At 54.7% G+C, this 24,566-nt stretch carries 16 protein-coding genes; 13 read left to right on the top strand and 3 right to left on the bottom strand.

The window, feature by feature from the left end:
* The first annotated feature begins 5 nt into the window (after window positions 1-5).
* The 13 genes from BUA15_RS06445 (at window position 6) to BUA15_RS06385 (ending at window position 21,215) form a co-directional block, all read left to right on the top strand.
* Window positions 6-650 carry a bifunctional 4-hydroxy-2-oxoglutarate aldolase/2-dehydro-3-deoxy-phosphogluconate aldolase gene (locus tag BUA15_RS06445; RefSeq protein ID WP_072715147.1) on the top strand — a complete coding sequence of 215 codons (645 nt, stop codon included), beginning with the start codon at window positions 6-8 and terminating at the stop codon, window positions 648-650.
* A gap of 27 nt (window positions 651-677) precedes the next feature.
* Window positions 678-1,706, top strand: a complete 1,029-nt coding sequence (locus BUA15_RS06440) for a sugar kinase (protein WP_072715146.1) — start codon at window positions 678-680, stop codon at window positions 1,704-1,706.
* Window positions 1,707-1,764: 58 nt separating this feature from the next.
* Window positions 1,765-4,605 (top strand): TonB-dependent receptor, encoded by a 2,841-nt coding sequence (locus BUA15_RS06435; RefSeq protein WP_072715192.1) that lies wholly within the window; start codon window positions 1,765-1,767, stop codon window positions 4,603-4,605.
* Between the two features lie 14 nt (window positions 4,606-4,619).
* Window positions 4,620-6,920 (top strand): T9SS type A sorting domain-containing protein, encoded by a 2,301-nt coding sequence (locus BUA15_RS06430; RefSeq protein WP_072715145.1) that lies wholly within the window; start codon window positions 4,620-4,622, stop codon window positions 6,918-6,920.
* Window positions 6,921-6,936: 16 nt separating this feature from the next.
* Entirely contained in the window at window positions 6,937-7,989 is a 1,053-nt protein-coding gene (locus tag BUA15_RS06425) for a PorV/PorQ family protein (protein WP_072715144.1), read from the top strand.
* Between the two features lie 72 nt (window positions 7,990-8,061).
* Entirely contained in the window at window positions 8,062-9,417 is a 1,356-nt protein-coding gene (locus BUA15_RS06420; protein WP_143149577.1) for a PorV/PorQ family protein, read from the top strand.
* A gap of 203 nt (window positions 9,418-9,620) precedes the next feature.
* Window positions 9,621-11,852: an alginate lyase family protein gene (locus tag BUA15_RS06415; RefSeq protein WP_084660534.1), complete on the top strand. Its 2,232-nt coding sequence runs from the start codon at window positions 9,621-9,623 to the stop codon at window positions 11,850-11,852.
* Window positions 11,853-11,901: 49 nt separating this feature from the next.
* Window positions 11,902-12,660: an SDR family NAD(P)-dependent oxidoreductase gene (locus BUA15_RS06410; protein ID WP_072715142.1), complete on the top strand. Its 759-nt coding sequence runs from the start codon at window positions 11,902-11,904 to the stop codon at window positions 12,658-12,660.
* A 414-nt stretch (window positions 12,661-13,074) separates the two neighbouring features.
* On the top strand, window positions 13,075-15,414 hold the full coding sequence (locus tag BUA15_RS06405; RefSeq protein WP_178139389.1) for a heparinase II/III domain-containing protein: 2,340 nt from the start codon (window positions 13,075-13,077) through the stop codon (window positions 15,412-15,414).
* A gap of 93 nt (window positions 15,415-15,507) precedes the next feature.
* A complete protein-coding gene (locus tag BUA15_RS06400; protein ID WP_245771950.1) occupies window positions 15,508-16,428 on the top strand; it encodes a TRAP transporter substrate-binding protein in 921 nt (306 codons plus the stop codon).
* A 3-nt stretch (window positions 16,429-16,431) separates the two neighbouring features.
* Window positions 16,432-16,917 (top strand): TRAP transporter small permease, encoded by a 486-nt coding sequence (locus BUA15_RS06395; RefSeq protein ID WP_072715139.1) that lies wholly within the window; start codon window positions 16,432-16,434, stop codon window positions 16,915-16,917.
* Entirely contained in the window at window positions 16,917-18,209 is a 1,293-nt protein-coding gene (locus tag BUA15_RS06390) for a TRAP transporter large permease (protein WP_178139392.1), read from the top strand. Before BUA15_RS06395 ends, BUA15_RS06390 begins: the two co-directional genes overlap by 1 nt.
* Window positions 18,210-18,335: 126 nt before the next feature.
* Window positions 18,336-21,215: a TolB family protein gene (locus BUA15_RS06385; protein ID WP_072715137.1), complete on the top strand. Its 2,880-nt coding sequence runs from the start codon at window positions 18,336-18,338 to the stop codon at window positions 21,213-21,215.
* Window positions 21,216-21,218: 3 nt separating this feature from the next.
* On the opposite strand, the gene BUA15_RS06380 is transcribed toward BUA15_RS06385, so the two are convergent.
* The 3 genes from BUA15_RS06380 to BUA15_RS06370 all read right to left on the bottom strand — a co-directional run bounded on the left by BUA15_RS06380 (window position 21,219) and on the right by BUA15_RS06370 (window position 24,564).
* The gene (locus tag BUA15_RS06380) at window positions 21,219-22,055 is read right to left on the bottom strand and encodes an SCO family protein (protein ID WP_072715136.1); all 837 of its coding nucleotides are present in this window, start codon (window positions 22,053-22,055) and stop codon (window positions 21,219-21,221) included.
* A 78-nt stretch (window positions 22,056-22,133) separates the two neighbouring features.
* Window positions 22,134-22,520: a response regulator gene (locus BUA15_RS06375; protein WP_072715135.1), complete on the bottom strand. Its 387-nt coding sequence runs from the start codon at window positions 22,518-22,520 to the stop codon at window positions 22,134-22,136.
* 61 nt (window positions 22,521-22,581) lie between these two features.
* Window positions 22,582-24,564, bottom strand: coding sequence for a ComEA family DNA-binding protein (locus tag BUA15_RS06370; protein ID WP_072715134.1), 1,983 nt, complete (start codon window positions 24,562-24,564; stop codon window positions 22,582-22,584).
* Between the last annotated feature and the right edge of the window lie 2 nt (window positions 24,565-24,566).

The raw sequence follows: 24,566 nt of genomic DNA, 5'->3' as shown, positions 1-24,566 counted from the left end.
CCGTCATGCGCCACGAGATCGTATCGGAGTTAATTGCGCGTGGGGCGGTAGCTGTGATACGGATAGCTGATAGCGGACAATTGTTGCGCGTTGTGGAGGCTATCTATAAAGGCGGGGTGACGGCCATTGAAATTACCATGAGTGTGCCGCATGCCCTTAAGATGATCGAAGCAGTGGTGCAGCGTATGGGAGAGGAGGTGTTAGTGGGAGCAGGTAGTGTGCTTGACGCAGAAACAGCCCGTCTGGCTATTGACGCAGGGGCGCGTTATGTGGTTAGCCCGGTCTTCAAAGCAGAAATTCTCCAGATGGCCCATCGCTACGACGTCCCTGCGTTGCCTGGAGCTTTTACGCCCACGGAAATCCTGACAGCACATGAAGCAGGGGCCGACATTGTGAAGGTCTTTCCGGCTGACGTAGTGGGGCAGGCCTTCTTCAAGGCGATTCGAGCTCCCATGCCTCAGCTTCGGCTCATGCCTACCGGAGGCGTAACGCTCTTGAACGCAGGGGATTGGTTGCGTGCGGGAGCGTGCGCTGTAGGAGTAGGCAGCGCTCTGCTGGATCGACAGGCGATTGCTGCAAGGAATTGGCAGAAGTTGACAGAAAACGCGCGCATCCTTGTGGAAAGCGTGCGTCGGGCGCGGGAATCCTGAAAAACGCAGAAGTCGAAGAAGTACCTGATGAAGGTGGTCACGTTTGGAGAGATTATGCTTCGGCTGTCTACGCCGGGCTTCAGTCGGTTTGTGCAAGCTGCATCGTTTGATGTAACGTTTGGAGGGGGCGAGGCAAATGTGGCGGTGGCGCTTGCTGCCTATGGGGTGGAAAGTTATTTCGTAACCAAACTTCCGGCGCATGAAATTGGCCAGGCGGCCGTTAACCATCTGCGTCGTTTTGGCGTGCGAACTGACTACATTGTGCGTGGGGGAGAGCGCATCGGGATTTACTTCTTAGAGACCGGTGCCAGTCAGCGCCCTTCAAAGGTAATTTACGATCGGGCACATGCCGCCATTACAACCCTGCAGCAGGGTGAGATCGATTGGGATCGGGTGTTTGAAGGCGCGCAGTGGTTCCATTGGACGGGCATCACGCCGGCATTGGGGGAGCGCGTACGAGCGGAATTGCGGAGGGCGTTAGAAGCAGCGCGACGGGCCCGGGTAACGGTAAGTGTGGATCTGAATTATCGGGCCAAGCTCTGGAGCGTGGAGGAGGCGCAGCAGGTGATGCGGGCGTTGATGGACTACGTGGATATATGCATTGGAAATGAAGAAGATGCGGAGAAAAGCCTCGGCGTCAGACCGCAGGGGGTAGATGTGGAGGCCGGGAAGCTCGACGAAGCCGCCTACGCCGAATTAGCGCTGGAGCTAAAGAGGACGTTTGGGTTTCAGGCGGTAGCAATCACGCTTCGGGAGAGCTATTCGGCCTCGATCAATGGGTGGAGCGCGCTCATGGTGGATAACCGAGATTGCCAGACCCCCTATCGGTCGCGTCGTTACCAGATTCATCTGGTAGATCGGGTTGGCAGTGGGGATGCGTTTGCGGGGGGATTAATCTACGGATTGCTAATGAAAAACAATACGCGTGAAGCGCTGGAGTTTGCCGTAGCAGCTTCCTGTTTAAAGCAGACAATCCCCGGAGACTTTAATCTGGTCAGTGCAGGAGAAGTAGAGAAATTAATGCATGGTTCAGGCTCCGGACGAGTTGAGCGCTAGCCAGGAACAGCTGAAAGTAGATACAGAACGGGTAACCAATGGCGTGTTACACATAGCCATGCGTTGGGGACAGATTATACTTCTGACAGTCTGGGGGGGAGTATACTCGGCCTTTGCGCAAACAGGTAAGATTGCGGGGTATGTTAGAGATGCAGATACAGGAGATCCCTTACCGGGTGTGAATGTGGTGATTGTAGGGACGACGCTGGGGAGCGCCACCGACGTCGAAGGCCACTATGTTATCCTGAACGTGCCGCCCGGAGTATATGCGGTGCGCGCTTCATTTATCGGGTATCAGGAAGTTACTCAGACAGGCGTTGTAGTCAATTCAGGCAGGACCACAGAGCTCAATTTTGAGCTTCAAGAGACATTCTTAGAAATCGGTAGAGAGGTGGTTGTGGTGGCGGAGCGTCCTGTCATCGATCCAGAACGAGTGGCCTCGAGCGAAATTATTCGTCCCGATGACGTTGCATTGAGCGTACCCGGTATTTATGATTTAGCGGATGTATTTGACCTTACCGTTGATGTCTCGGAGGGACACTTTAGAGGAGGACGCATTGGAGAAGAAATTTACTTACTGAATGGGATCAACATTGTTAACCCTCTTAACAATAGTCGAGCATTTCAGCCGCCCACAATTGCCCTTGAGGAGGTAGAGATCATAACCGGTGGGTTTCCGGCAGAATATGGCAATGCCCAGAGTGGAGTGGTCAATATTGTCCTGCGGGAAGGTAACGGTGAAAAGTGGCAAGGAGATGTTCTGATTCGGCTGAGGGCGCCGGGGCGCAAGCATTTTGGGCCGAGTGTATTTGACTCGACAGCTAATCCGTATTTGCGGGCCTTCAACAGTGTAAAAGAGTGGATGGGAGAGAGTGGAGAAGGCGCGTATTACAACTTTATCGGGTATGGTTTCGGGGGGCGCTATGGAAGCGACAGTCTCCTGGCCGCACGGATTGCCTACGGGTTGTGGCAGCAGGCGCGCAAGGAGATAGCTCGCGGATACGGAAAGGCATGGGACAGCGATGTACAGGTGGCGCTGAGTGGGCCTCTTACTTCATGGGCACGCATTTTCTTGTCGACCCGTTTTGAAAGTGAAGCGCCTGTGCTTCCCTATATCCATCCCCTTAAGACCCGTCAGTTTCTGGGGACTGTAACGTTTGATGTGGGAGGCAACAAGAGCTTTCGCGTCGCAGGAGCCTACAACGTTAGCGAGGACGTGAGCGGGAGCAGCAGTTTCTGGAACTGGCTGTGGGATCGGGCAATCGGGCTGGCTCCTCAGAAGGAAACAGCGTATGCGCTGGGGCTTCGATTCGCTCACGTCTTGTCGGACCGGAGCTTCTATGAAGTGAACCTCTCGACGCTCCACACCCGTTTTCGCCAGGGAGCTTCCGTGCTGGCGCCCAATCGCTATCGGGAAGATGCCGCAGACGCAGCGGTGTGGCGCTTCTACAATCCCCCGGACCAGTTCCGGGTGGGATTTATGGAGAATGATTTTCTGGACGAGCGGACGAGAACGTGGAGTCTGGACGCCGCCTACAACAGTCAGCTTACCAACAACCATCTCCTTAAGGCGGGAGTGCAGGTGCGCTTTTATGAGCTTGACGTACGTAACCGCCGCAACCTGTCGAGTCCTTCGGATGCGCAGGATGAGATCTTTAAGAGTAATCCGGTTGATGTTTCGTTCTATATTCAGGACAAGATGGAGTATGGGGGGTTAATTGCTCTTGTAGGACTTCGCTTTGATGCCTACAATCAGAATATTCAGTACTATACCAATCAATTTGCTCCCTTCCTTAATCCCAATTTTGATCCGACAAAACCGCCTGTTGGAGAAAACGCCTACCTGAGTCCTGAACTTGCAAGCAAAGCCCCTACGCCATGGGTGTATGGCCTCCAGCCTCGCCTCGGTATTTCGTTTCCCGTTTTCGTAGGAACCGTGTTCTATCTGAATTATGGGGCCTTCTTTCAGCGGCCACCGTTTGAGCGGTTGCAGGTGCATCGCGTGCAGCGGGCCAATCAGACAACCATATTCCGTCTGGGGAATCCTCGATTGAAGCCCGAAAGAACCAACATGTATGAGGTAGGCGTAGCGCAGCAGCTTCCGTGGCGGCTGGTTCTGGATATTTCAGGCTACTATAAAGATGTAAAAAATCTGGTGCAGCTTGCTTACTTCCGCATGGGAGAAGAGCTGCCCTACGAGACCTACATTAATCGGGATTATGCTGATATTCGCGGTTTTCGCATAGCTCTAGCGCGTCAGGCAGGGTGGTGGCAGGGATCTATACGCTATCACTACAGTGTAGCCACAGGTAAGACCTCCTCGCCATTTGATGCTCCTCCGACCTACACAAAACTTGACAATGGAGAAGTTAGCGTTTCAGGAGGTGTGCGTAATCTGAACGATGTTTTGCTCGACTTTGATCGCACGCACAATTTGTTGGCTCAGTTTACCGTAAGTACTCCGGAGCATTTTGGTTTTCAGCTTGGAGGCATCCATATACCAGGTAACCTGACCCTTTCTGTAAAAAGCAGGGTGCGGAGCGGGCGGCCCTACACGTACGTTGGGCCCGGAGGTGGACTGGAAGGAGTCGTTCTGATGAATCGCCGGAGTCCCACCGAATATCAGACAGACCTTAAAATCACGCGCACCTTTAAAGAGCTCAGCCAGTGGATGAAATTGGTCGCGTTCATTGAGGTCATAAATATCTTTAACAATCGTCATTTCAACTATGACTATGTATTCAGGAATCCTCTGTTGATACGTTCTTTTGAAGGCGATGCAGACGAACCCATTGAGCTTATTGTCCCGCCTAACGGAGGTTGGGCTGCTAATCAGGAATGGAGAATTTACAGGAATTCACCACGGTCTATCTATTTCGGTATTTCGGTAGAGTTTTAGATGTGAGACTAGCCATGAAGAAGTTTTTTGAGAAATATGTATTCAAGCAGATAGTTTCAGGATTGCTGCTTTTGCAGATAGCTCCGGCTATAGAAGCCCAGGTGAGGCGATACGAGATACATCGTCGAGGAATGTTGCATCAGACGATTTACAATACCGGCGAAATAGGACGGGCCTACCACCAGGGCCAGGCAGGTAATGCGACCAGTGTTCCGCTTATGGAATGGCCAGGATTTTCTGCTACTCTGGTGGATGATATTGAGTATGATGGAAAGCATCATATTCTGGGAGGAGGTATTCATATTTCCGGAGAGGCAGCCGATACCTCCCAGCGCATGTATGCTTTTTGTGGGGCTATAGGTGCCAGCTCTCCGGAGCAAGTAGCCGGCCAGTGGGCCTTTCCACTTAGTATTTACCGCATTGAGAATTATCCCGTGCTGGAGTCCGGCGAGCTCAACCCTGACTACAACCCTGATGAGGCCGAGGAGATCATTGTTTCGACGTGGGGAACGCCCCTGGGCATTGTGGTCAAGCGCACAACGCGCGCCTGGAGCTATCCTGATTATAACGATTTTATCATCTATGAATATGAACTGGAATATACCGGTGATAGAAATGGCGATCTAATTCCTGATACAGAAGAGCCCCTGACAAACGTACTGGTCAGCTTTGTATATGGATTTGCTCCTAACATGTTCGGCTACCAGCGTCAGTACAATCGCTGGCTCTATTCTGATTTTGAGCGAAATGATCAGCGAGCTCGCTTTGACCCGACACGCTGGTTAGCTTACAATCTGCACATGAATGGTCTTCCAGACCCGGTCTATTATGAGGCGTGGGGGCGAAGTGGAGAAAATGGAGGCGGGCTCAATGCGCCCGGAGCGCCTGGATTTATGATGCTGTATTATGATACAGAGCACCTCGCTACTCCTGAAGAAACGCATGCCGCTGTAGAGCCGGGTGATTCGGCTATTGTCTGGACGCTGGAATATGGCGGAGGGCCTAAAATTCGCCAGCCCTGGATGATACGCCTTGAAACCAGCAATTTGCGCGTCTCGAAGATTAAGGGCTACTTTCACGTTGACTTCAGAAAAAATCCGCCCTATCGCCCCGGTACGATTGATCCGCCCGCAGGAGACAGCACGCACCCCGTATATCAATGGTATCGCCAGTACTGGATAGGGCGCGGTCGGTTCAATCATCGGCAGACCCGAAAAGCGGTGGGGCGAATGTTCACCTTTGGGCCCTATACGCTTCACATTGGCGATAAAATTGAGTTTTCTTATGCTGAAGTTATTGGATATGGAGCGGCGCGAAAAGAAGAAACAGATGGTGGACTCGTAGACTTTGGAGGATCGTGTGGAGAAGATTGTGGTGAGCCAAATAGACGTGCCTTCTATCCGGTGCCTAACTGGTACGAAACGATCCGTTATGGAGGCACGCCTTTTCCACCCACTTATCCCTACGGCTTCTTATATGAGTATGGAAGTACATATCTGTCGGAGTATGAACTCCCTGATTATGTTGATTCTGATGTTGTGACAGTGCGCGAGGTTGCAGATAAAGCCAAAGAAGCCTATACCGGAAGTTCAGAAGGCCCGCCCTACGAAATTGAGAAATTCCCTAAAGATGGTGTGTACAAGCTCCCCATTCCGGTGCCTGCACCGGCCATTCGCGTTGTCAATGATGACCAGGGGAATAATATCATCTACTGGGGGCCTCAAGTTGAGCAGTTTGATCATCCCAGACTGCAAGGACGGCTTGACCACTATGCAGTATACCGAGCCGCTCATCCAGTAGGACCCTGGACGTTGCTTGCTGTCGTGCGGCCAGGAGATCCTGCCTATATCAATCAGGGAGACATTCCCCTTGTGCCGAATGGGTACTATTACGTGCGAGATCCCGAGCCGCGGATAGGAGAGACCTATTACTATTCCGTTTTGAGCGTTGATGAAAATGGGCGAACAAGCGGACGGACCAACATTACGCGTCATGAGTCCCAACTGGGGCCGGTGAAAAAGCTGGGGAAGGTTTATGTCGTGCCCAATCCATTTGTGGTGCGTTCCGGGTATGGTGGGGAAGTAGAAAGTCAACTTCGCATAGGTTTTTATGGACTCCCCGCCCGGGCTACGATCAAGATCTACTCGTTTGCTGGCCAACTGGTAGCAACCATTGAACACAACGATCCAACTTACTCGGTAGCCTATTTCCAGGTAACCCGTAACCAGCAACGCCTGGCTTCAGGGGTTTACTTTTACGTGGTGACAACACCAGAAGGCGAGGTAGCACGTGGGAAGTTTGTTATTATTCGATAAAATCCTGTAATATAAAATGAAGTTAATTTGCTCCAGAATAATAATATCTTGGTTGCATCGCCTTGTGGTGCTGGGTGGACTCGCGACAATCGCTGGACCCACATGGGCGCAGAAGGTTGGGACCACCTCCATGCAGTTTCTCAAGGTAATGCCGGTGGCGCGAGCAACGGCCATGGGCGATGCGTTTGTAGCGTTAGCAGAAGGTGTGGAGGCAGTATTCTGGAATCCATCGGGCCTCGCTCTGGCAGAGGGGTTCCAGATAACAGGTACGCATATACCATACTTAATTGATACCAGAATTTCTTCTGCAGCCATTTCCTTTCCGATCGGAAGTCTTAGCCGGCTGGGCCTGCAGGTGCAGTATGTTGACTACGGTGAAATTGTCGAGACGCGCACCGATCTCCTTGGATTTAATCCGGATGGAACCTACAATCCTGGACTGACAGGCAATATGTTCAGTCCGCAAGCATGGGCGATAGGCATTTCGTACGGGCGCGCGCTCAATGATCAGTTTCGCATTGGCATTACAGCCAAATACGTGCACGAATCTCTTTACAACGGCCCCCTGTCCTTTGGCGATCCAGAGAGTGGCGAAGCGTATGCGACCAGCACCCAGATCTTTCTGTTTGATTTCGGTCTTCAGTATGATACCGGCTACCGGTCTCTTCGCCTGGGTGCAGCGGTTCAAAACTTTGGGCCTGAAGTCGTTTTTGTGGAGGAGAACTTCGCTGCTCCAATGATTTTCCGCCTGGGGATCGCATGGGACCTTGTGGGGCTCTCGCCGCTGTTGCTTCAGTCGTCCAATCAACGGCTTACGCTCATCTATGACCTGGTGCATCCTAACGACTACGATCAGCAAATGCATGTCGGCCTGGAATACGTTTTCGCGAATGTCCTGGCCTTGCGAGCTGGCAGAAAGATCAACTATGACACAGAAAGGTGGACCTGGGGGGGAGGCCTGTATGTACACCTTGGTTCCGCCAGATTGGCATTTGATTACTCCTATAACGACATGGGCAAAGATCTGGGGGTAACCCACCGCATTACGTTAGGCGCCCAGCTAAAGTAGAAGGTCAAAACGGCATGCCACACGATGAAGGTAATGCGCTCCAGCATATGGCGGCTATGGGTCCTGGGATGTATGCTCGGGACCTTCGAATCAGCTTCGGCTCAGGGAGTGGCGGATCCCTTACTGCATCAGGGGCTTAACCAGACCGTATGGCCGGGAGCGCGCGTGCGTGCAATGGGAGGGGTGGTGGCGGGAGCCTACCAGGACGTAACAGCGCTGTTTGCAGATCCCGCCGCTTTGAGCGGGCTCAGGCAGCCTGAGATCCGTATAGGCGGAAGCTATGGAACCACCTCGCTTGAGCAGGAGGTGCGGTGGATCCCCAATCGCATTTACGCCGAGCTGAGCCTGGTCCTGGAGAATGATCCTGACAAACTGGTAATAACGCGTCCTTTTGATTCAATTCGACCCCCCTGGCACTACAGGTATTCGGCAGCGCGGCCAACGGTGATTGCTGTCGGCGTTCCGTTTAGCGCCCGGGGTATGTCCTGGGGAGTAGGAATTGGCCTGGGGCAGCTAGCCGTGCTGGACCACTACTACCAGAACAATAATGCGCTGGATCCTAACATTGGCCAGCTCAGGCCAGCCCCTATCCCGCGCGTCCAGGAGGGGGATTCGTTGCTTGTGGACTGGTTTCAGTTTATGAGAGAACGTACAGGGGCCCTTTATGGGGTTACCCCTGCCATTTCCGTTCAGTTTGGTCGCTTTGCATTCGGCCTTTCGGTTACGGTGCTGACCGGCACCTCTGAGGATTGGCAGTACCGACGTGACCGCGGACAGTTTGTCTTACGATACAATAATGACTTTTCGCTGCGGCCACCGTCCCAGGGAGAGGAAATGCTGGCCGGAAGCTCTAAATACCGGGGAGTTCGCACCGTCCTTTCCGGGCGGTTTGCAAGCGACAGGTTTGCTCTGGGCATTGTGGTGCGACCGGGGTATACCCTGGAGCGCCGCTGGAAAACAACGGAAGGCGTAGCCCGGGAAGGGGTGGATAAGCTACAAATTCCCCTGCAGGTTACCCTGGGACTGGTGCTCTATCCCACGAATGCCTGGCGACTCGCCGTTGACTATGATCTCCACCAGCTCGATAAGGTCCAGTATGTTCCCAGCGGAGGCGCCTCATTCACCCCGTGGGTCGGTAAGAGTACGCTCCGTCTCGGCGTAGAATTTCGGGTCAATGACTGGCTGGCACTGCGCGCTGGATATCGCGACGAGCCCCAGGGCTTTGTGCCGGCAGGGGCGGCGTTTGTCAACGATCCTGCTATGGCTTCGGTCTACACGGTAGGAAGCGGGGTGCATTTCGGACGTTTCGGATTCGACTTTTCCTACGAGCTCTTTCGCCTGCGCTATGATGATCTCTGGCTTTCTAATGTCAACACCAACCGCATTGTAGCCCACACCGTGCTGCTGGAAGCGTCCTATCGCCTTTGAAGGGAAGGGCGTAAGCAGAACCAGTAATCCCCCAGGCGCTTATGCGGCAGGAATCTCCTGCCTGTAACTTCGACGGTGAGTAGAGACTGCGTTGCATCGGGTAGTATGAAAACAGCTTGAAAGTGCGCGGGAAGAAGAGAACGATCCGTAGGAGGCTTGACTGAGGAAAAGAAGCACGTTACCTTTAGGCTTAAATAACATGTATGATGTATTATATGATAAGACGCGCCATTCAGATTGGTCTCTGTGGGCTGGTTGTGGGAGGATTGGAGGCCGGGTATGCCCAGCAGCATCCGCGGCTGTTCATTACAGCGGCAGAGGCGGCCGCGATCCGTCAGGCAATCGGGCACTATGCATTGCTTGATACCACTCTGGGGCAGGTCCGGGTTGAGGTGGAGGCGGCCCTGTCGCATCCCATGGACGTTCCGCCTCCTGGAGAAGCGGGAGGCTATGCGCACGAACGGCACAAGCAGAACTACCGGGATATGTATAAGGCAGGGCTGCTCTTTCAAATTACCGGTGATGCGCGTTATGCCCGGTTTGTAAGAGATATGCTCATGGCCTATGCGGCCATGTACCCTGAATTGGGGCCGCATCCACGTAGCGAGCGCCAGGTTCCGGGAAAGCTGTTTCATCAGTTGCTTAACGAGTGCGTCTGGTTGGTGCACACCGTTATCGCATACGATGCCATTTATAACTGGCTGAGCGAAGAAGAGCGGGCGCATATCGAAACCAGCGTACTGCGCCCCATGGCTTCCTGGATTGTAAACGAAGGGGCTCGGGAGTTCGACAAGATTCACAATCACGGCATTTGGGCGGTCGCGGCGGTGGGCATGACGGGCTATGTGATAGAGGAACCCGAGTGGGTAGAGAAGGCACTTTATGGCACGAAAAAAGATGGAAGCGCTGGCTTTTTCGCTCAGCTTGATCAACTTTTTTCGCCGGATGGGTATTATGTAGAAGGCCCTTACTATGCCCGCTATGCGCTCTGGCCGCTCTTTTTCTTTGCGGAAGCAATTGAGCGGAATGAGCCCGAGCGGGGCATTTATGCTTATCGCGATAGCATTCTCAAAAAGGCCCTTTATGCTACCGTCCAGACCACCTTCCCCGATGGGGTCTTTCCCCCTATCAATGATGCTTCGTTAACAATGAACGTGAAGGCACCGGGCGTGGTGCTGGGGACGAACGTGGTTTTTGCGCGCTACGGCGGAGATGCTGCGCTGCTCGGTGTTGTTCGCGAGCAGGGACAGGTGATTCTCAACGGCGCCGGGCTGGCCGTAGCAAAAGCTTATGCGGAAGCTGCTGCCGTGCCCCAGATGACATGGCCCAGCATTGAGTTCACGGATGGGGCCGATGGTAAACGAGGGGGAATCGGGTTGCTGCGGGCAGGCACAGGGCGCCAGCAGACCGTCGTGCTCATGAAGTACGGCGCGCATGGAATGGGCCACGGACATTTTGACAAATTACACTTCATGCTCTACGATGGGGGGCGGCAGGTGATCAGGGATTATGGGTTTGCTCGGTTCATTAATGTGGAGCCCAAATACGGAGGGCGTTATCTGCCCGAAAATAATAGTTATGCAAAGCAGACGATTGCCCACAATACCGTTGTGGTAGATGAGATCAGTCAGAATCGAGCCGATCCGAAGATAGCCGAGACCCTGTCAGGAGAACGCCACTTCTTTGATGGGAAAGGGCCTGTTCAGGCCATGAGTGCCCGTGCTAACGGCTATTGGCCCGGGGTGAATATGCAACGCACGCTGCTGCTTATTGAAGACAGTCGGTTGGACTATCCGGTCGTAGTGGATCTATACCGCGTGGTTTCGGATAGCACGCACCAGTATGATTATCCGATCCACTTTCTGGGACAGCCTATCTGGACAAATGTGCGCCTTCAGAGCTATACCGAACAGCTTCGGCCGCTGGGGGCTGACTACGGATACCAGCACATCTGGAAAGAAGCGCAGGCGCGTACGGACAGCGTCATTCAGTTCACCTGGCTGGATGGGCATCGCTATTACACCTGGACGGTTGCCGCTGCTCCAGCGACGCAGGTGATTCTGGGGCGTATTGGAGCGAATGATCCCCATTTTAACCTGCGCCGAGAGCCTCTCATACTGGTCCGTCGTTGGGCGAAGACGCATCTGTTTGCAAGCGTTATCGAGCCACATGGCTATTTCCATGAGGCTCGTGAAGTTAGCCTCCAGGCTCGGCCGCAGATCAAAACGGTCCGAGTCGTGGGGCATAACGAAGCGGCCAGTGTCGTGGAGGTGGTCGGCAAAGGAGGATGGCGGTGGACCATAATGGTCACCAACGGGCCGGATAATCCGGAGGCGCGGCACACCGTTACGTTTGGCGGACGCACCTTTACGTGGACGGGAAACTATGCCGTCGAAGGAGTTGCTGTCGCGTCTGGCTCTTCGTTCCACGATTGAGGTGAAGCTGGAAAGTAAGGGATCGTTAAAATAGCAAAACGGAGTAACGATGAAGATCGACCTCACAGGCAAAAGAGCGCTGGTCACCGGAGCAGGCCGTGATATTGGCCGTGCCATTGCAGAGGCGTTAGCCTGCAGCGGCGCCCATGTGGCCGTGAACTACCGCATGTCGGGGGAAAGTGCCGAAGCGGTAGTGCAGCGCATTCGCGCCAAGGGGGGCGTTGCTGTCGCAGTGCAGGCGGACGTCACCAAGCCAGACGAAGTGGAACGGATGGTTCAAGAGACTGTGCGACAGCTCGGAGGCAACCTCGACATTCTGATTAATAACGCGGGTGGTCTTGTGCGGCGTTCATCCATCATAGATATGCCTGAAGAATTGTGGGATCAGGTTATTAATGTGAATCTGAAAAGCGTTTTCCTGGTCACAAAGGCCGCGCTGAAGCACTTCAACGATGGCGGTGCGATCGTCAACGTTGCGTCACTGGCTGCGCGAAATGGCGGAGGAAATGGTGCTGTGGCATATGCGGCAGCAAAAGGAGGAGTTTTATCATTTACCCGAGGTCTGGCCAAAGAGTTGGCCAGGCGTAAAATTCGCGTCAACTGCGTATCGCCTGGACTGATCAATACCACATTCCATGATCGATTTACGCCCCAGGAAGTGCGTCAGCAAGTAGCCAGGGCAACGCTTGCGGGACGTGAGGGCGAAGCATGGGAGGTTGCGTCCAGCGTCGTCTTTCTCGCTTCAGATCTGGCTGCTTATATCAATGGTGAATCGCTGGAGATTAATGGAGGACTCTACTTCGTCTAAGCACGCCGAGCTATTCCTCAAATGGCATCCATTGTAGATATGCATTTGGGGTAATGAAAGAGGGAAATATTTTGGAGTATTAAGTTAGAGCATACCTGAAATCAGTTCATCCAATACCAGGATACTATGCGATTTTATCGAATAAATACGATTGGTTGGTTTTGCGTGTTGACCTGGTCGTCTCTGGCTCAGAGTCAATATGATACGTACACCGGATTTGTCGTTCCTACGGAAGCAATTCTTCCAGAAACAGAAGAGCATCCTTCGCTCTGGTTTTCCGAAGAGGATCTGGATATAATTAGAGCCCGATGGACTGATCCTGCTTACGCAGAACTCGTTAATGAAATCAAGAAAGATATTCGTGATTTCAAAAACCGAGATCCCCGGGCTACGAGTCCTGGCGAGCGAGCTCGAATGGCTAAAACGCTAGCTTTTGCCTGGTTAATGGAAGGCGATCTCGTGGCACTTGTCAAAGCACTTGCTACGTTAGATATTGCCTATGACAATGTACCTCAGACTTATGGGCCCGGGGTTTTTGACGGAGAATACGATGAAATATATCGGGCTACCTGGCTTCAAAATTATTGTGCAGCTTACGACTGGCTATATGATCAACTTCCCTCTGCGTTAGAAGCAGAGCTGCGGGCTAAGCTGGTTGCCGAAGCGCAGTTGCTGTATACCTACATGGACCAATATGCGCCGCGTCCGCATAACCATCGTTCAAAACCAGCCTATGCCCTTGGTACAGCAGCGTTAACGCTTTCCAGTCATCCAGATGCAGCGGCTTGGCTGTCATTCGCGTTGGATCGCCAGAACACAGTTACAAAGTATATGTTCAGCAACGAAGGCGTTTATCGGGAGGGCCCCCATTATTACGTCTTTACGCTAGTAAATGCGATCCCTTTTCTCTGGCATTATCTTCATGTATCAGGCGTAAATCTGTTTCCTTACTATCAACCAGCTTTTGAGTGGCCCGTTCGGATTAGAAATGGCCGGGGGTGGATGCCCAACATTGAAGATGGGTATATGAAGCCCGCGCCTACCCATGCCGTAGCGGCTGCCTACCGAGACACGCCAACTCTGCTGCACACCAGTGCCCCCCTGGCAGAAATTCTACAGTGGAACTGGCAAACTACGCGTTTCTTTACCCAGAACTACACGGGAGCAACGAGAGACGTAACCTGGGAAATTGATGTCCTGTTGTCGTGGGACGCCAGCATTCCTGCAACAGCGCCAGATGTTTCGCCGACCCAGATCCTCCAAAGTGGGCAGGTCGTGTTCCGTAACGCCTGGCATGACGCAGGAGTAACGTCACGCTATTTGCTATTTCATGGCGTCGCTTCCGCGGACAATCATGACCACCCTGATCATCTTTCCTACCTGTTGGAAGCCAACAATACACCTCTTGCGGTAGATGCAGGGTATGGGCCGCGAGGCTTCAACGATGATCGACGCGCCTGGTACGTATCCCCTCAGGCGCATAATACAATCACCGTTAATGGTTTTCCCCTGGAAGACTACAGCACCGCGCAGAATGAAGGGCCTCGCATGCGCCATGCGCTTGATACACCGTTTTACGATTTTGCTGAAATGGAGGCCATCAGTCGGGGAGTAGCCGGAGGGGCTGAAGTGCGTCGCGGCATCGCCTTTCTTGAAAATCGTTTCTGGGTCGTTTATGACATAGGTACGTCAGAAAATACCGCTAATTATCAGGTTTATTTACATGGTCGAGGAGTTTTTTCGCGCGATGACCCCTGGATGATATGGACTGCGCCCGAGGATACCTACGGAGAAGGAGGACGCCTGTATGCAGCTTTTGTAGGAAATCGGACGCTGACCATCACGGAAGCGGAGGGATGGACAAGCTTTTTCTGGGGGCACGAGGAGGAGCAGCGGTACATTGCGGTGCGGCAACAGGCGAACGATCCGGTTTTTCTGCACGTGCTTTATCCTGCTGAGGTGGACGAAAACCCTCCCCTGTTTATGGACCAGAGCGTAGCGGGGATGGTGAGCATCGAGTTAACAGACCAGGAAAGCACCACCAATGTGGCGGTCCAGCGGGATCAGAGGGTGCGGGCGGCCGGACCGCTGGCCACTGATGCTACTTTTGCCTGGACAAGACGCGTCTTGGATACAGTGGTGCAGTTTGCGCTTACGGAGGGACAGACGCTTCAGTGGGAGGGAGCTACCTTGTTTACTGCTACCATTCCGCTCACCGTTGCGGTAGATCGTTCTGATCCTGCACGACATACAGTGCATGTGGAAGCGTTTGAAGGGACCGCAACGTTGACGCTGCAACTGGTTTCTCCGTCTGCAACGCCGCTCTCGGTGACGCTTGACGGGCAGCCGCTCGCCTTTGAAATGCCGGAGCAGGGGCAAGTCCGCTTTCAACTTGCTGGTAACCTGCTACGTCCTGGAAGCACCATTGTCATCGCTACGGATGTGGCAACAGACATCGACGACGTCGAAAAAACGAATCCCGCATTTGTGGTAAGCGGGCCGTATCCTAACCCAACTTCAGGAACAACGCGCCTGCGCATCTTCCTGGCTCATCCCGAGCACGTTCAGGTGGTTCTTTACAACTCTCTGGGACGCCGCATTACTGTGCTGTGGGAAGGGAGGCTATCGGCGGGCGAGACAGAGATCATGTGGGATGTCGGCAAGGTGCTTCAGAGAAAACTTACTCCTGGTCCGTACTGGATCAGGGTAGTAGCTGGAAGTAAACAGCGGACTGTGCAAAGCTTTGTGTTTTAGCGTATGCTGGTGCAAAACGTTCGCTTCCTTTTGTCAATAAGTTTAGTGGGCATTGTTCTAATAGGATGTGCTGGAACAGGTGAGGAGGTCATTGTGCTGCGCCTTGCTCACGTGCTGGGCCCTACCCATCCTGTGCACCGGGGCATGGAACGCTTCGCCGAGCGGCTGGAAGAACTCTCCGGAGGTACCATGCGCGTTGAGATCTACCCGAACGCGCAGCTTGGCGTTGAACGTGAAACCATAGAGCTGTTGCAACTCGGCGTACTTGACATGGCAAAAGTTTCTTCAGCCGTTCTTGAGAATTTTGTACCTGAAATGAGTGTTTTTAGCCTGCCTTATTTATTTGATGATGCAGATCATCTATGGCGGGTGTTGGAGGGACCAATAGGGAAGCGCATTTTACTGGCCGGAGAAAAGAAACGCATACGTGGACTCTGTTATTATGATGCTGGATTTCGATCTTTTTATGTGCGAAATCGCCTGATACAAACTCCTGAGGATCTTAAGGGATTAAAAATCCGGGTAATGCGCAGTTATTTTTCTGTTCGATCGATTAATATCATGGGAGGAAGCGCTGTGCCGCTTGCCTTCAGTGAGGTGTATACTGCCCTGCAACAGGGCGTCATTGATGGCGCTGAAAATAATCCGCCTAACTTTTATCTAACCAGACACTATGAGGTAGCTAAGTATTATACCCTGGACGAACATTCCGCGCCCCCTGATGTGCTACTGATTTCGACGTGGCGCTGGGAACAGCTCTCTGCCGAACAAAAAAGATGGGTGGAGCTAGCCGTAGCTGCGTCGGTTCCCTACCAGCGGAAGCTCTGGGAGGAAGCTACCGCCTCGGCGCTGCAGGCGCTTGAGGAAGCAGGGGTAACGATCTATCATCCCGATAAAGCACCGTTTCGCGCAGCAGTGGCACCGCTTTATAGAGAACTTCAGGGCACCGTCCTGGGAGAACTGGCTGCCGCGATTCGGTCCGTTGCCCGGCCTACAGCCCTTACGCAGGAGTAACCTATGGAAAGGCTGGCTACACGCATTGATCGGATCGTCGAGTATACCCTGGTATTGCTGATGGCCACCATGGTAATGGTGGTGACATGGCAGGTATTTACCCGCTTCGTTTTGAACAATCCCAGTTCGTTTACCGAAGAACTTTCTACCTATCTGCTTATATGGATTTCCTTGATAGGAGCAGCTTATGCCTATCGGAAAGGAGCCCATCTGGGCATTGACTTCTTATATCGGATGATGAAGCCACTCGGTCGACGTGTAACAGTTTATATTCAAGGAGTTGCTGTTATTATTTTTTCGCTGCTCGCCCTGGTCATAGGGGGAATTAGACTGGTATATATAACTCTGGCTCTACATCAGACGTCTGCCGCATTGCGTATTCCTATTGGATATATATATGCTGTCCTGCCTATAAGTGGTCTGCTTCTGATTTTTTATGCTATCATATTCATGTTGAACTACAATAGAAAACAGCATGTTGATGTATGATGGAAGTAATCGTCCTCATTCTCTCTTTTCTGGGCTTGCTTTTGCTTAATGTGCCGGTAGCATTTTGCATCGGCCTATCTACCCTCTTTTTTCTTCTGGTCATCATGGACTTTACCCCTTCTGTTAGTGCCATAGCGCAACGCGTGGCCACCGGACTCGATTCGTTTACCCTGCTGGCCATTCCGTTTTTTATCCTGGCAGGAAATCTCATGGGGCGAGGTGGCAGCACGCAACGGCTGATTGTGCTGGCCCGAACGCTCGTGAGTAGCCTGCCTGGCGGGCTTGCCTTTGTTAACATTATTTCTAACATGTTTTTTGGAGCTATCAGTGGCAGTGCTATTGCATCAGCTGCCGCGATCGGAAGTGTAATGCATCCACGGATGGTGACGTCCGGCTACAGTCCGGGCTATAGCGTAGCTGTTAACGTGTCGAGCGCCACAACAGGGCTCGTGATTCCCCCCTCAAACGTGCTGATTGTCTACTCTCTGGCCTCCGGAGGACTTTCAGTAGCTGCGCTTTTTGTGGCGGGATATCTGCCCGGTATTCTTATGGGCCTGGTACTGATGATTGTAGCCGGGGTGGTTGCTCGCATCAAGGGGTTCGGGGCAAGCGAGCGCGTTCCGCTACGCGAACTGTTTCGATGCTTTCTGGATGCGCTGCCGAGCCTGGGATTGATTGTTGTCGTGATCGGCGGCATCGTAGCAGGTATTTTTACTGCAACCGAGGCAGCCGCCATCGCTGTCGTTTATGCATTGGTGCTGTCTACTGTTATCTATCGCGCCCTTCGCCTCTCTGAACTGGTTGAGGTGCTTTTAGATTCTGCCAAGACAACGGCTGTCGTCATGCTTCTCATTGCCACCAGTATGGCCCTGTCCTGGGCTCTGGCGCTTGAACGCGTGCCGCAGGCCGTAGGAGAAGCTTTAATCGCCTTAGGGCAAAATCCAGTTGTGTTTTTGCTCCTTGTCAATGTAATGTTGTTAGTCGTAGGAACATTTATGGATATGACGCCGGCCATTCTTATCTTCACGCCAATTCTGTTGCCAACAGCAATGGAAATGGGGATAGATCCCGTGCACTTCGGAATTCTAATGGTAGTGAACCTGTGTATTGGATTGTGCACTCCGCCGGTCGGAACGGTGCTATTTGCTGGATGTGGCATAGCAGGAGTACCTGTCACGCAGGTTGTACGTCCATTGCTGCCTTTCTACATTGCCCTGCTCGTTGCTCTTCTGGCAGTAACGTTCATTCCCGGACTGTCCCTCTGGCTACCACGTCTGCTCGGACTTATCTGACAGAGATAGCGCAGGCTCGAAACTATAAGGTCCATCCAGGCGCCTGGGCTGGAACCAATTCTGCGTGCGTATTCTGCAACGCATGTTAAGTGTGCGTATCTTTTCGCCAAAGCACAACGGAGTCCCATGCGTCACACAGCACTCCTGCTGGTCCTGCTGCTTGGAAGCTTTGCCGAGAACCTCCGGGCGCAGTGGTATGGAGCCGTTTATCGGCCGCCAGGTGTGCAGTATCGCGTGCTGCCACAAACGCATTTTGAGCTGATCTATCAGGTGGGGCGTGAATCCGAAGCCCGGGAGCTGGCAGCTCTGCTTGAAGCATATTACGATAGCGTACGCGCATTCGTAGGCGTACAGCACGCATTTCGCGTTCCGGTGATTCTGAGCGATTATCAGGACGTCGGCAATGGCTTTGTATCGGCTCTGCCGTATCGGCAGGAAATTACCGTCAGTCGGCTGCGTGGGCTTCGCGTGGCCCCGTCTGTTTATAGCTGGCCCCATGCCGTCGCTCCGCATGAGCTGGTGCATGCAGCCCATGCGGAAGTGAATGCGGGAATGGGAATCGGATGGGGGCTGCGATTGCTCGGACCGGACTGGAGCCGCTTGCTTAATTTATGGGCGCCGGCAGGCTTTGCCGAAGGCGTGGCGGTGTATTACGAAAGTCAGATCCCAGGTGGGGCCGGACGACTGCGCTTTCCCTTTTTTACAATGGAGTTTCGGGCCGCGATGGCAGCCCGGCGGCCCTGGCGGCTGGCGCAGTTGCTGGAGGCGCCTGCGTATACCTGGCCGTTTGACCGGCACTACAATGGAGGCGGCCATCTGGTGCAGTATCTCTTTGGCCAGGGACGCGCAGATTTTCTCTGGCGGACTACTCGCTGGTTCCACCGCATGCCGCTGCTCGGTTTTGGCGCGGCCCTCTGGTATGGAACGCGCCAGGTCCCGTGGGAACTGGGCCAGCATTTCAGGCAGGAGGTGCAAGCTCAGGTAGCGGCTGCGCTGGCTCGTCGCGCTCCCTTTACGGAAATGCAGGTGGTGCGGTCTGAGCGCGGACTGATCATCCGGCGACCTTACTGGCTGGACGCTCGCACGTTGGTGGCCTATGTGCGCGGCTATCAGGAGCGGCCGGGCTATTATCGTTTCGATGTAGAGAGTGGACGAATGAAGCGGGTGCGCACCTTCGACGCGCCAGAAGACGTGCGCTATGCCCTGACGCCAGACCGACAAGCGCTGCTGGTAGCTCGCTACGTACCGGATCCTTTGCTGTCAGGCCGGCTGACTGCCGAAGTCTATCGCCTGGAGCTGAACGGCCGCGTGCAGCGCCTGACGCATGGGGGGCGGGTTTATGCGCCGGTTATGGCCCCGGATGGTTCGGTCTGGGCGCTCCAGAATCAGGGGTTCTATAACCAATGGGTGCGCATCACGCCATCCGGGCAGATTGAGCCGGTGATGGCAATGGACCGGGTGTTCTTTCTGCAACTGGCACCTGATCCATGGGGCAGACAAGTGGCCGTTTTGCTCCACTACTGGGGACGGCAGGGCATCTTCCGGGCGCAGCGCGACGCGGAAGGACGCCTGCGGTTGCAGCCCTGGCTGGCATTTCGCACCGGTGCGATCTACGATCTAAGCTGGAGCGCTGACGGCCGGTGGCTGCTTTTTACGGCCGATCCGGACAGCGTGCCCAATATCTATGCCCTGGAGGTGGAGACAGGACGGGTGCTTCGGCTCACAAACGTTCCTTTTGGCGCGCTGGAAGCAGCGCTTTCACCAGACAGCCGCTGGCTGGCCTTCATTCACTACCGCCACGAACGCTATGAACTGGTGCGCATGCCGTTCCAGCCGGAGCGAGCTGTAGAGGTACCGGCCGACTGGCTCGCTCCTATTGAACTGGCACCGGCAGTAGCTACCACCCAGAGCGATGGCGTTCAGGCATCTGCCACGCATCCTTATCGCGCCTGGCGCTACCTGTGGCGCCCCCGCCTGGTCTATATGCTCTGGGCTCCTCCAGAAGTCAGAAACGATCGGTTCGGAGATGGACTGAGTTGGGCCGTCGGACTGGGCCTGGAAGGAGCCGATCCGCTCCAGCGCTGGAGCTATCGGCTGCACAGTTTTTACCGACAGGGCTATCTCTGGGGCAGCCTGTGGCTGGCCTATGGCGGCTGGCCGTTTCGACCAGGACTGTTCCTGTACGATTTACCGTCCAGTGCACTGGTGCGGCTGTACGATCCGCAGCGTCGGCGCTCGGTAGTCCGACGAGTCGGACGCGAACGGCGCGGCGTAGCCCTTAGCGCAACGCTGCCTGTACTGTTAGAATCCAACATTTACACCAGTTGGCTGCTACTGACGCTTCAGAGCCGCTACGAGTATGAGCGCTTCTTCTGGCACACGCGGCCCGGACAGCCTACCCTGGCCGACGACGCCCGAACTACGTTGGAGCCAATCGTTACGCTGGCATATCGACTGCAGCAGAACTGGCGGGATCTTATGCCTAATCAGGGGCTAAGCTGGACTACCCGTATGCTCTGGGATCTGTCCCGCACAGACTTTCCGCTGCGAGCAACCTATTGGTCCAGCTTGTATGGGTATGTCCCCATACTGGCCCGTTATAACGTGGGAATCCGGCTGGAGGCCGGATTGCTCTGGCAAAACCGTGGCGCCATCTACGACCTGACGCGCTTTCTGCCCCGAGGATGGGATGACATTTTCCTGGATCGAGGGCTTTTTGGACGGCTGGGGATACTCACCCTGGTACCGTTAAAGTTTGTGGACAACGGGTTTGTACTGCTACCCCTGTACATTGAAGCCCTTTATCTGTACGGGTTTGCCGAGGCTGTTCGGCCATTCCGGGGCGCTCGGGCTTTCGATAAGGAGGGGCAGCCGGTAAAAAACATAGGGGCGCTAGGAGGAGGACTGGGCGCGCAGTTTCGCATTTTTTCGCATCTGCGGTTAGATCTGCGCGTAGGGATGAGCTACCGCGTGTCAGACAGACGGTGGCGCCGCGTCTGGCGTTGAAGGTTACTCCAGCAGGCGTGCTACTGCGTGCAGGACCTCCTCCGGTTGCCAGCGGTTGCCTCGCCAGATGCGAGCGATGCGGCCGTCGGGCCCCACCAGGGCTGTCGTCAGGTTATGGATGATTTCACCGGAGGCGGCTTCATAATGCACGCCAAATTGGGTGGCCAGTTGGTAAATGGTAGTGGAGTCGCCCGTCGCAAAAATCCAGTGATGGGTGTCGTCGGTGTACTGCCGGGCATACCGGCGCAAAACAGTGGGCGTATCGTAAGCCGGATCAAAGCTAATTGTCAGAAGACGGGTGCGGTCGCCAAAGCGCGCTTTGAGCGGCTGCTGAAGTTGCTGGAAATGACGGGACATGAGGGGACAGAAGTCAGGTACCGGACAGCGCGTGTAAATAAATGTGAGCACTACGACGCGGCCTCGCAGTTCGGCTGTATGTAACAACAGACTATCCTGGGTCAGCAGGGTAACATTGGGAAGCTGGTCGCCTTCCTGCAGCAGGGGAAGGCCATGGAGGGTAGGGCGTGGACCTGCATCCAGCGCTAGCTGCGCATCAGGAGGTAGGCGGCGGATATCCGTGATCCATGAGCTGTCGCGCGTGACGTGAAAAGTGAACTGAACCAGGTCTCCAGGCGACAGTTGCGCCACAGCCGCTGTGTCGGGGGTGCGGAAGGGCATGGTCATAGCTGGCATGTAGCCCGGAATCGCTTCATGCTGAATGAAGAGCGTGTGCGGATCATCGCTAAAGCCAACGACGCGCCCCCGCACTTCATAGGTTCGGGAAGGGTGGCAGCCTGTCCAGAGCAACAACAGAAGGAGAAACGGAGACGACCGAACCATAGGGTAAATGCCGCTCAGTTTTGTATCCTCTCCCAGATACGTCGGAAGGGAGAGGCTGGATCGGCTTTCGCAAAAAACTCAGGAACGGCGAGTCCGGGCCGATTCGATAGCCCGGAGCAGTTGCTGGCGGGTAAAAGGTTTGGTCAGGTATTCGTCAAATCCTTCTTGTAAAAAACGTTCTCGATCTTCTGGGCGAGCGTACGCGGTAAAGGCAATGGCGGGCGTGTTGCTATAAGAAAGGCGTTCGCGAAGTTCATGCAGCAGGTCAATGCCCGTGCGCGCTTCGCCTAAATTGATGTCGAGTAACAGCACTTCTGCGTGCTCCTGACGAGCAAGCTCCAGCGCTTCGTCAAAGGTAGCGGCCAGCAGCAGATCGAAGTGCTCCTGCAGAAAATAGCGCAGCAGCAACCGGGTTTCCGGATTGTCTTCGACGGCTAGCAGCCGTGGCTTAGAAGATTCAGGCATAATCCGTGTCCGGTTCGTGTGACCGGTTACGTAAGGAAGAATCGACAGCTCAGAGCGGCACTTAACCTATCTGCCACAGCAAAAGAAATTGCCAGGTGGATTGTATGTTCCAACCCATAGTTTCTACCATAATTTTGGTATGACGAAGTTGCAGCAACAGATGCGAAAGCGGTCTAAGTTGCAAGCGAAGCAGAGCGCGCTGGCCCTGGCCACGTAGCGCTGCCAGGGACATGCTGTAGCGCAATCCCGGTTCGGGAACATACAGGAGGAGCGATGGCGCACTGCTAAAAGCCGTCAGGCGGACGTCCACCTGAAGCCAGGAGGAGGGGCGCCAGCGCAATCCTTGATAAAACAGCCAGCCAGTGGAGCGGCTGGTCGCGCGCAGGCGGTGGGCGTATTCGAGGCGGCTTTCAAGGTGTAGCATGGGACTAAAGGTGTAGGTGCCATGCCAGCGGAGGGAAAGGTAGTGTTCGGGGGCAGTGGCCTTGAAGGTAGCGACAGCCGGCCCTGGCACTTCTGTGCGATATGCTGCAAGGTCATAGCGAAACTGCAGGTACGTCTTCAGCCAGGGGCGGGGATAAACCGTAAGACGTAGCCAGTGGATGCGGCCGGTGGTTGGCCAGAATTGTCCATATCGAGGCCAGGATAATTGATATTGATCGAAGGCGGCCGAGAGTTGCCATCCTGGCGCTGGCGCGAGCTCCAGTCCCGCATAGCAACCGATTTCTCCGGCAGGGGCACCGCTGCGCGTGTCGAAGGGATCTCCATACGGGCTGAAGAAGCGGGTGGGAAGATAGCGACAGGCCAGGGTGCCTCGGGCAGAGCGGCCTAACGGACCGGATAACGCTCCTACTACGCCCGGGGGGCGGCCAGGCGTACCGCCAATTTCAGCGCTAAGCAGGGCTTGTCCAAGGTGAAACTGGCTGAAAAACCCCAGCGTACGGGCGGTGCGGCCGCGCCAGGCATGGCGGTTATGAAGAAGGGGGGACCGTTGGAGTGGGGGAGCAAAATGAACAATGTAACCGACCAGGCCTACCTGGCCATAGGCATGTTCAACGGTCAATGCCCCACCCAGCGTGCTGTTGCGCAGCATCCCTTTACGGCGTTGTTCGGCAGGTGTCCGATGCAAACCCGTGGTGGGGAGGCTAACCACGCCGGTCTGCTGGGAAGCTGCCAGGGTGTCAAGACGGGCATCCAGTCGCCGGCGCGAAACAAAAAGAGAAAGCATCAGGGTGGAAGTAGGCGCCAGCGTCAGGGCCAGGCCCCGGAAGTAGCGGTTTTCGTCTGTGCCGCTGTAGGGCATGAGGCCTGATCCCTGACGGAGCGGGGCATCGACAGCGGCCTGATAGCTGTCGATGGTGGGTAGCGACCAGAGCGTCAGTCCGGAGCCAAAACGCGCGCTGAAGTCACCAGCGATAAGTTGCCGTAGGCGGCCAGCTGAGCGCCAGGCCACAAAGCCGGCGAGATGATCGAAGCCGTAGGTGTGGGTAGCCGGATCCCAGCGAAACGGCTCTCCCGGGTCATTTTCCAGCGTAAGCGCGGTTTCCAGATGGCCGTAGCGTAACCGAAGGCGCGTTTGCAGACGGACCGGGAGGCCCGGATAGGCCTTATCTGTTTGATGAGGCAGGTAGTCCAGGCGCTGAAGCACATACCCTGAGACAGTAGGCTTGTTCTGCTCAGGGCGGACGGTTACAAACGGACGCAGGCGATGTAGCAAGCTTGCTGAAAATCCTTCCACAAGCAGCAGATCTGAGAGTCTGGTGAAGGGACCATGGCGCCGGCGATGTCGCACAATCTGGCGGGCTAGCTGGGGAGAAAGACCTGGTAGCTGCGAAAGCTCGGCCGCTGAAGCGGTGTTTAGGTTCAGAGGATCCCGTCGGCGTTCTTCCAGCCAGGTGACGAGCGCTTCCAGTGCGGCAGGCTCGAGCGTTATCCCTTCCAGAGCTGCTTCCACCAGGGCGAGGGACGAAAGCGTGTCGGGGGCAATGCGCTGGGCAGCGACAGGCATTGGCAAAAGCAGCAGGATCAGGACGCAAGGACGCATGA

Origin of the sequence: Rhodothermus profundi (assembly GCF_900142415.1) — a bacterium.
GTDB lineage: Bacteria > Bacteroidota > Rhodothermia > Rhodothermales > Rhodothermaceae > Rhodothermus > Rhodothermus profundi.
Note: the sequence above shows the minus strand (reverse complement) of the source record. Positions and strands in the feature narration are given on the sequence as shown.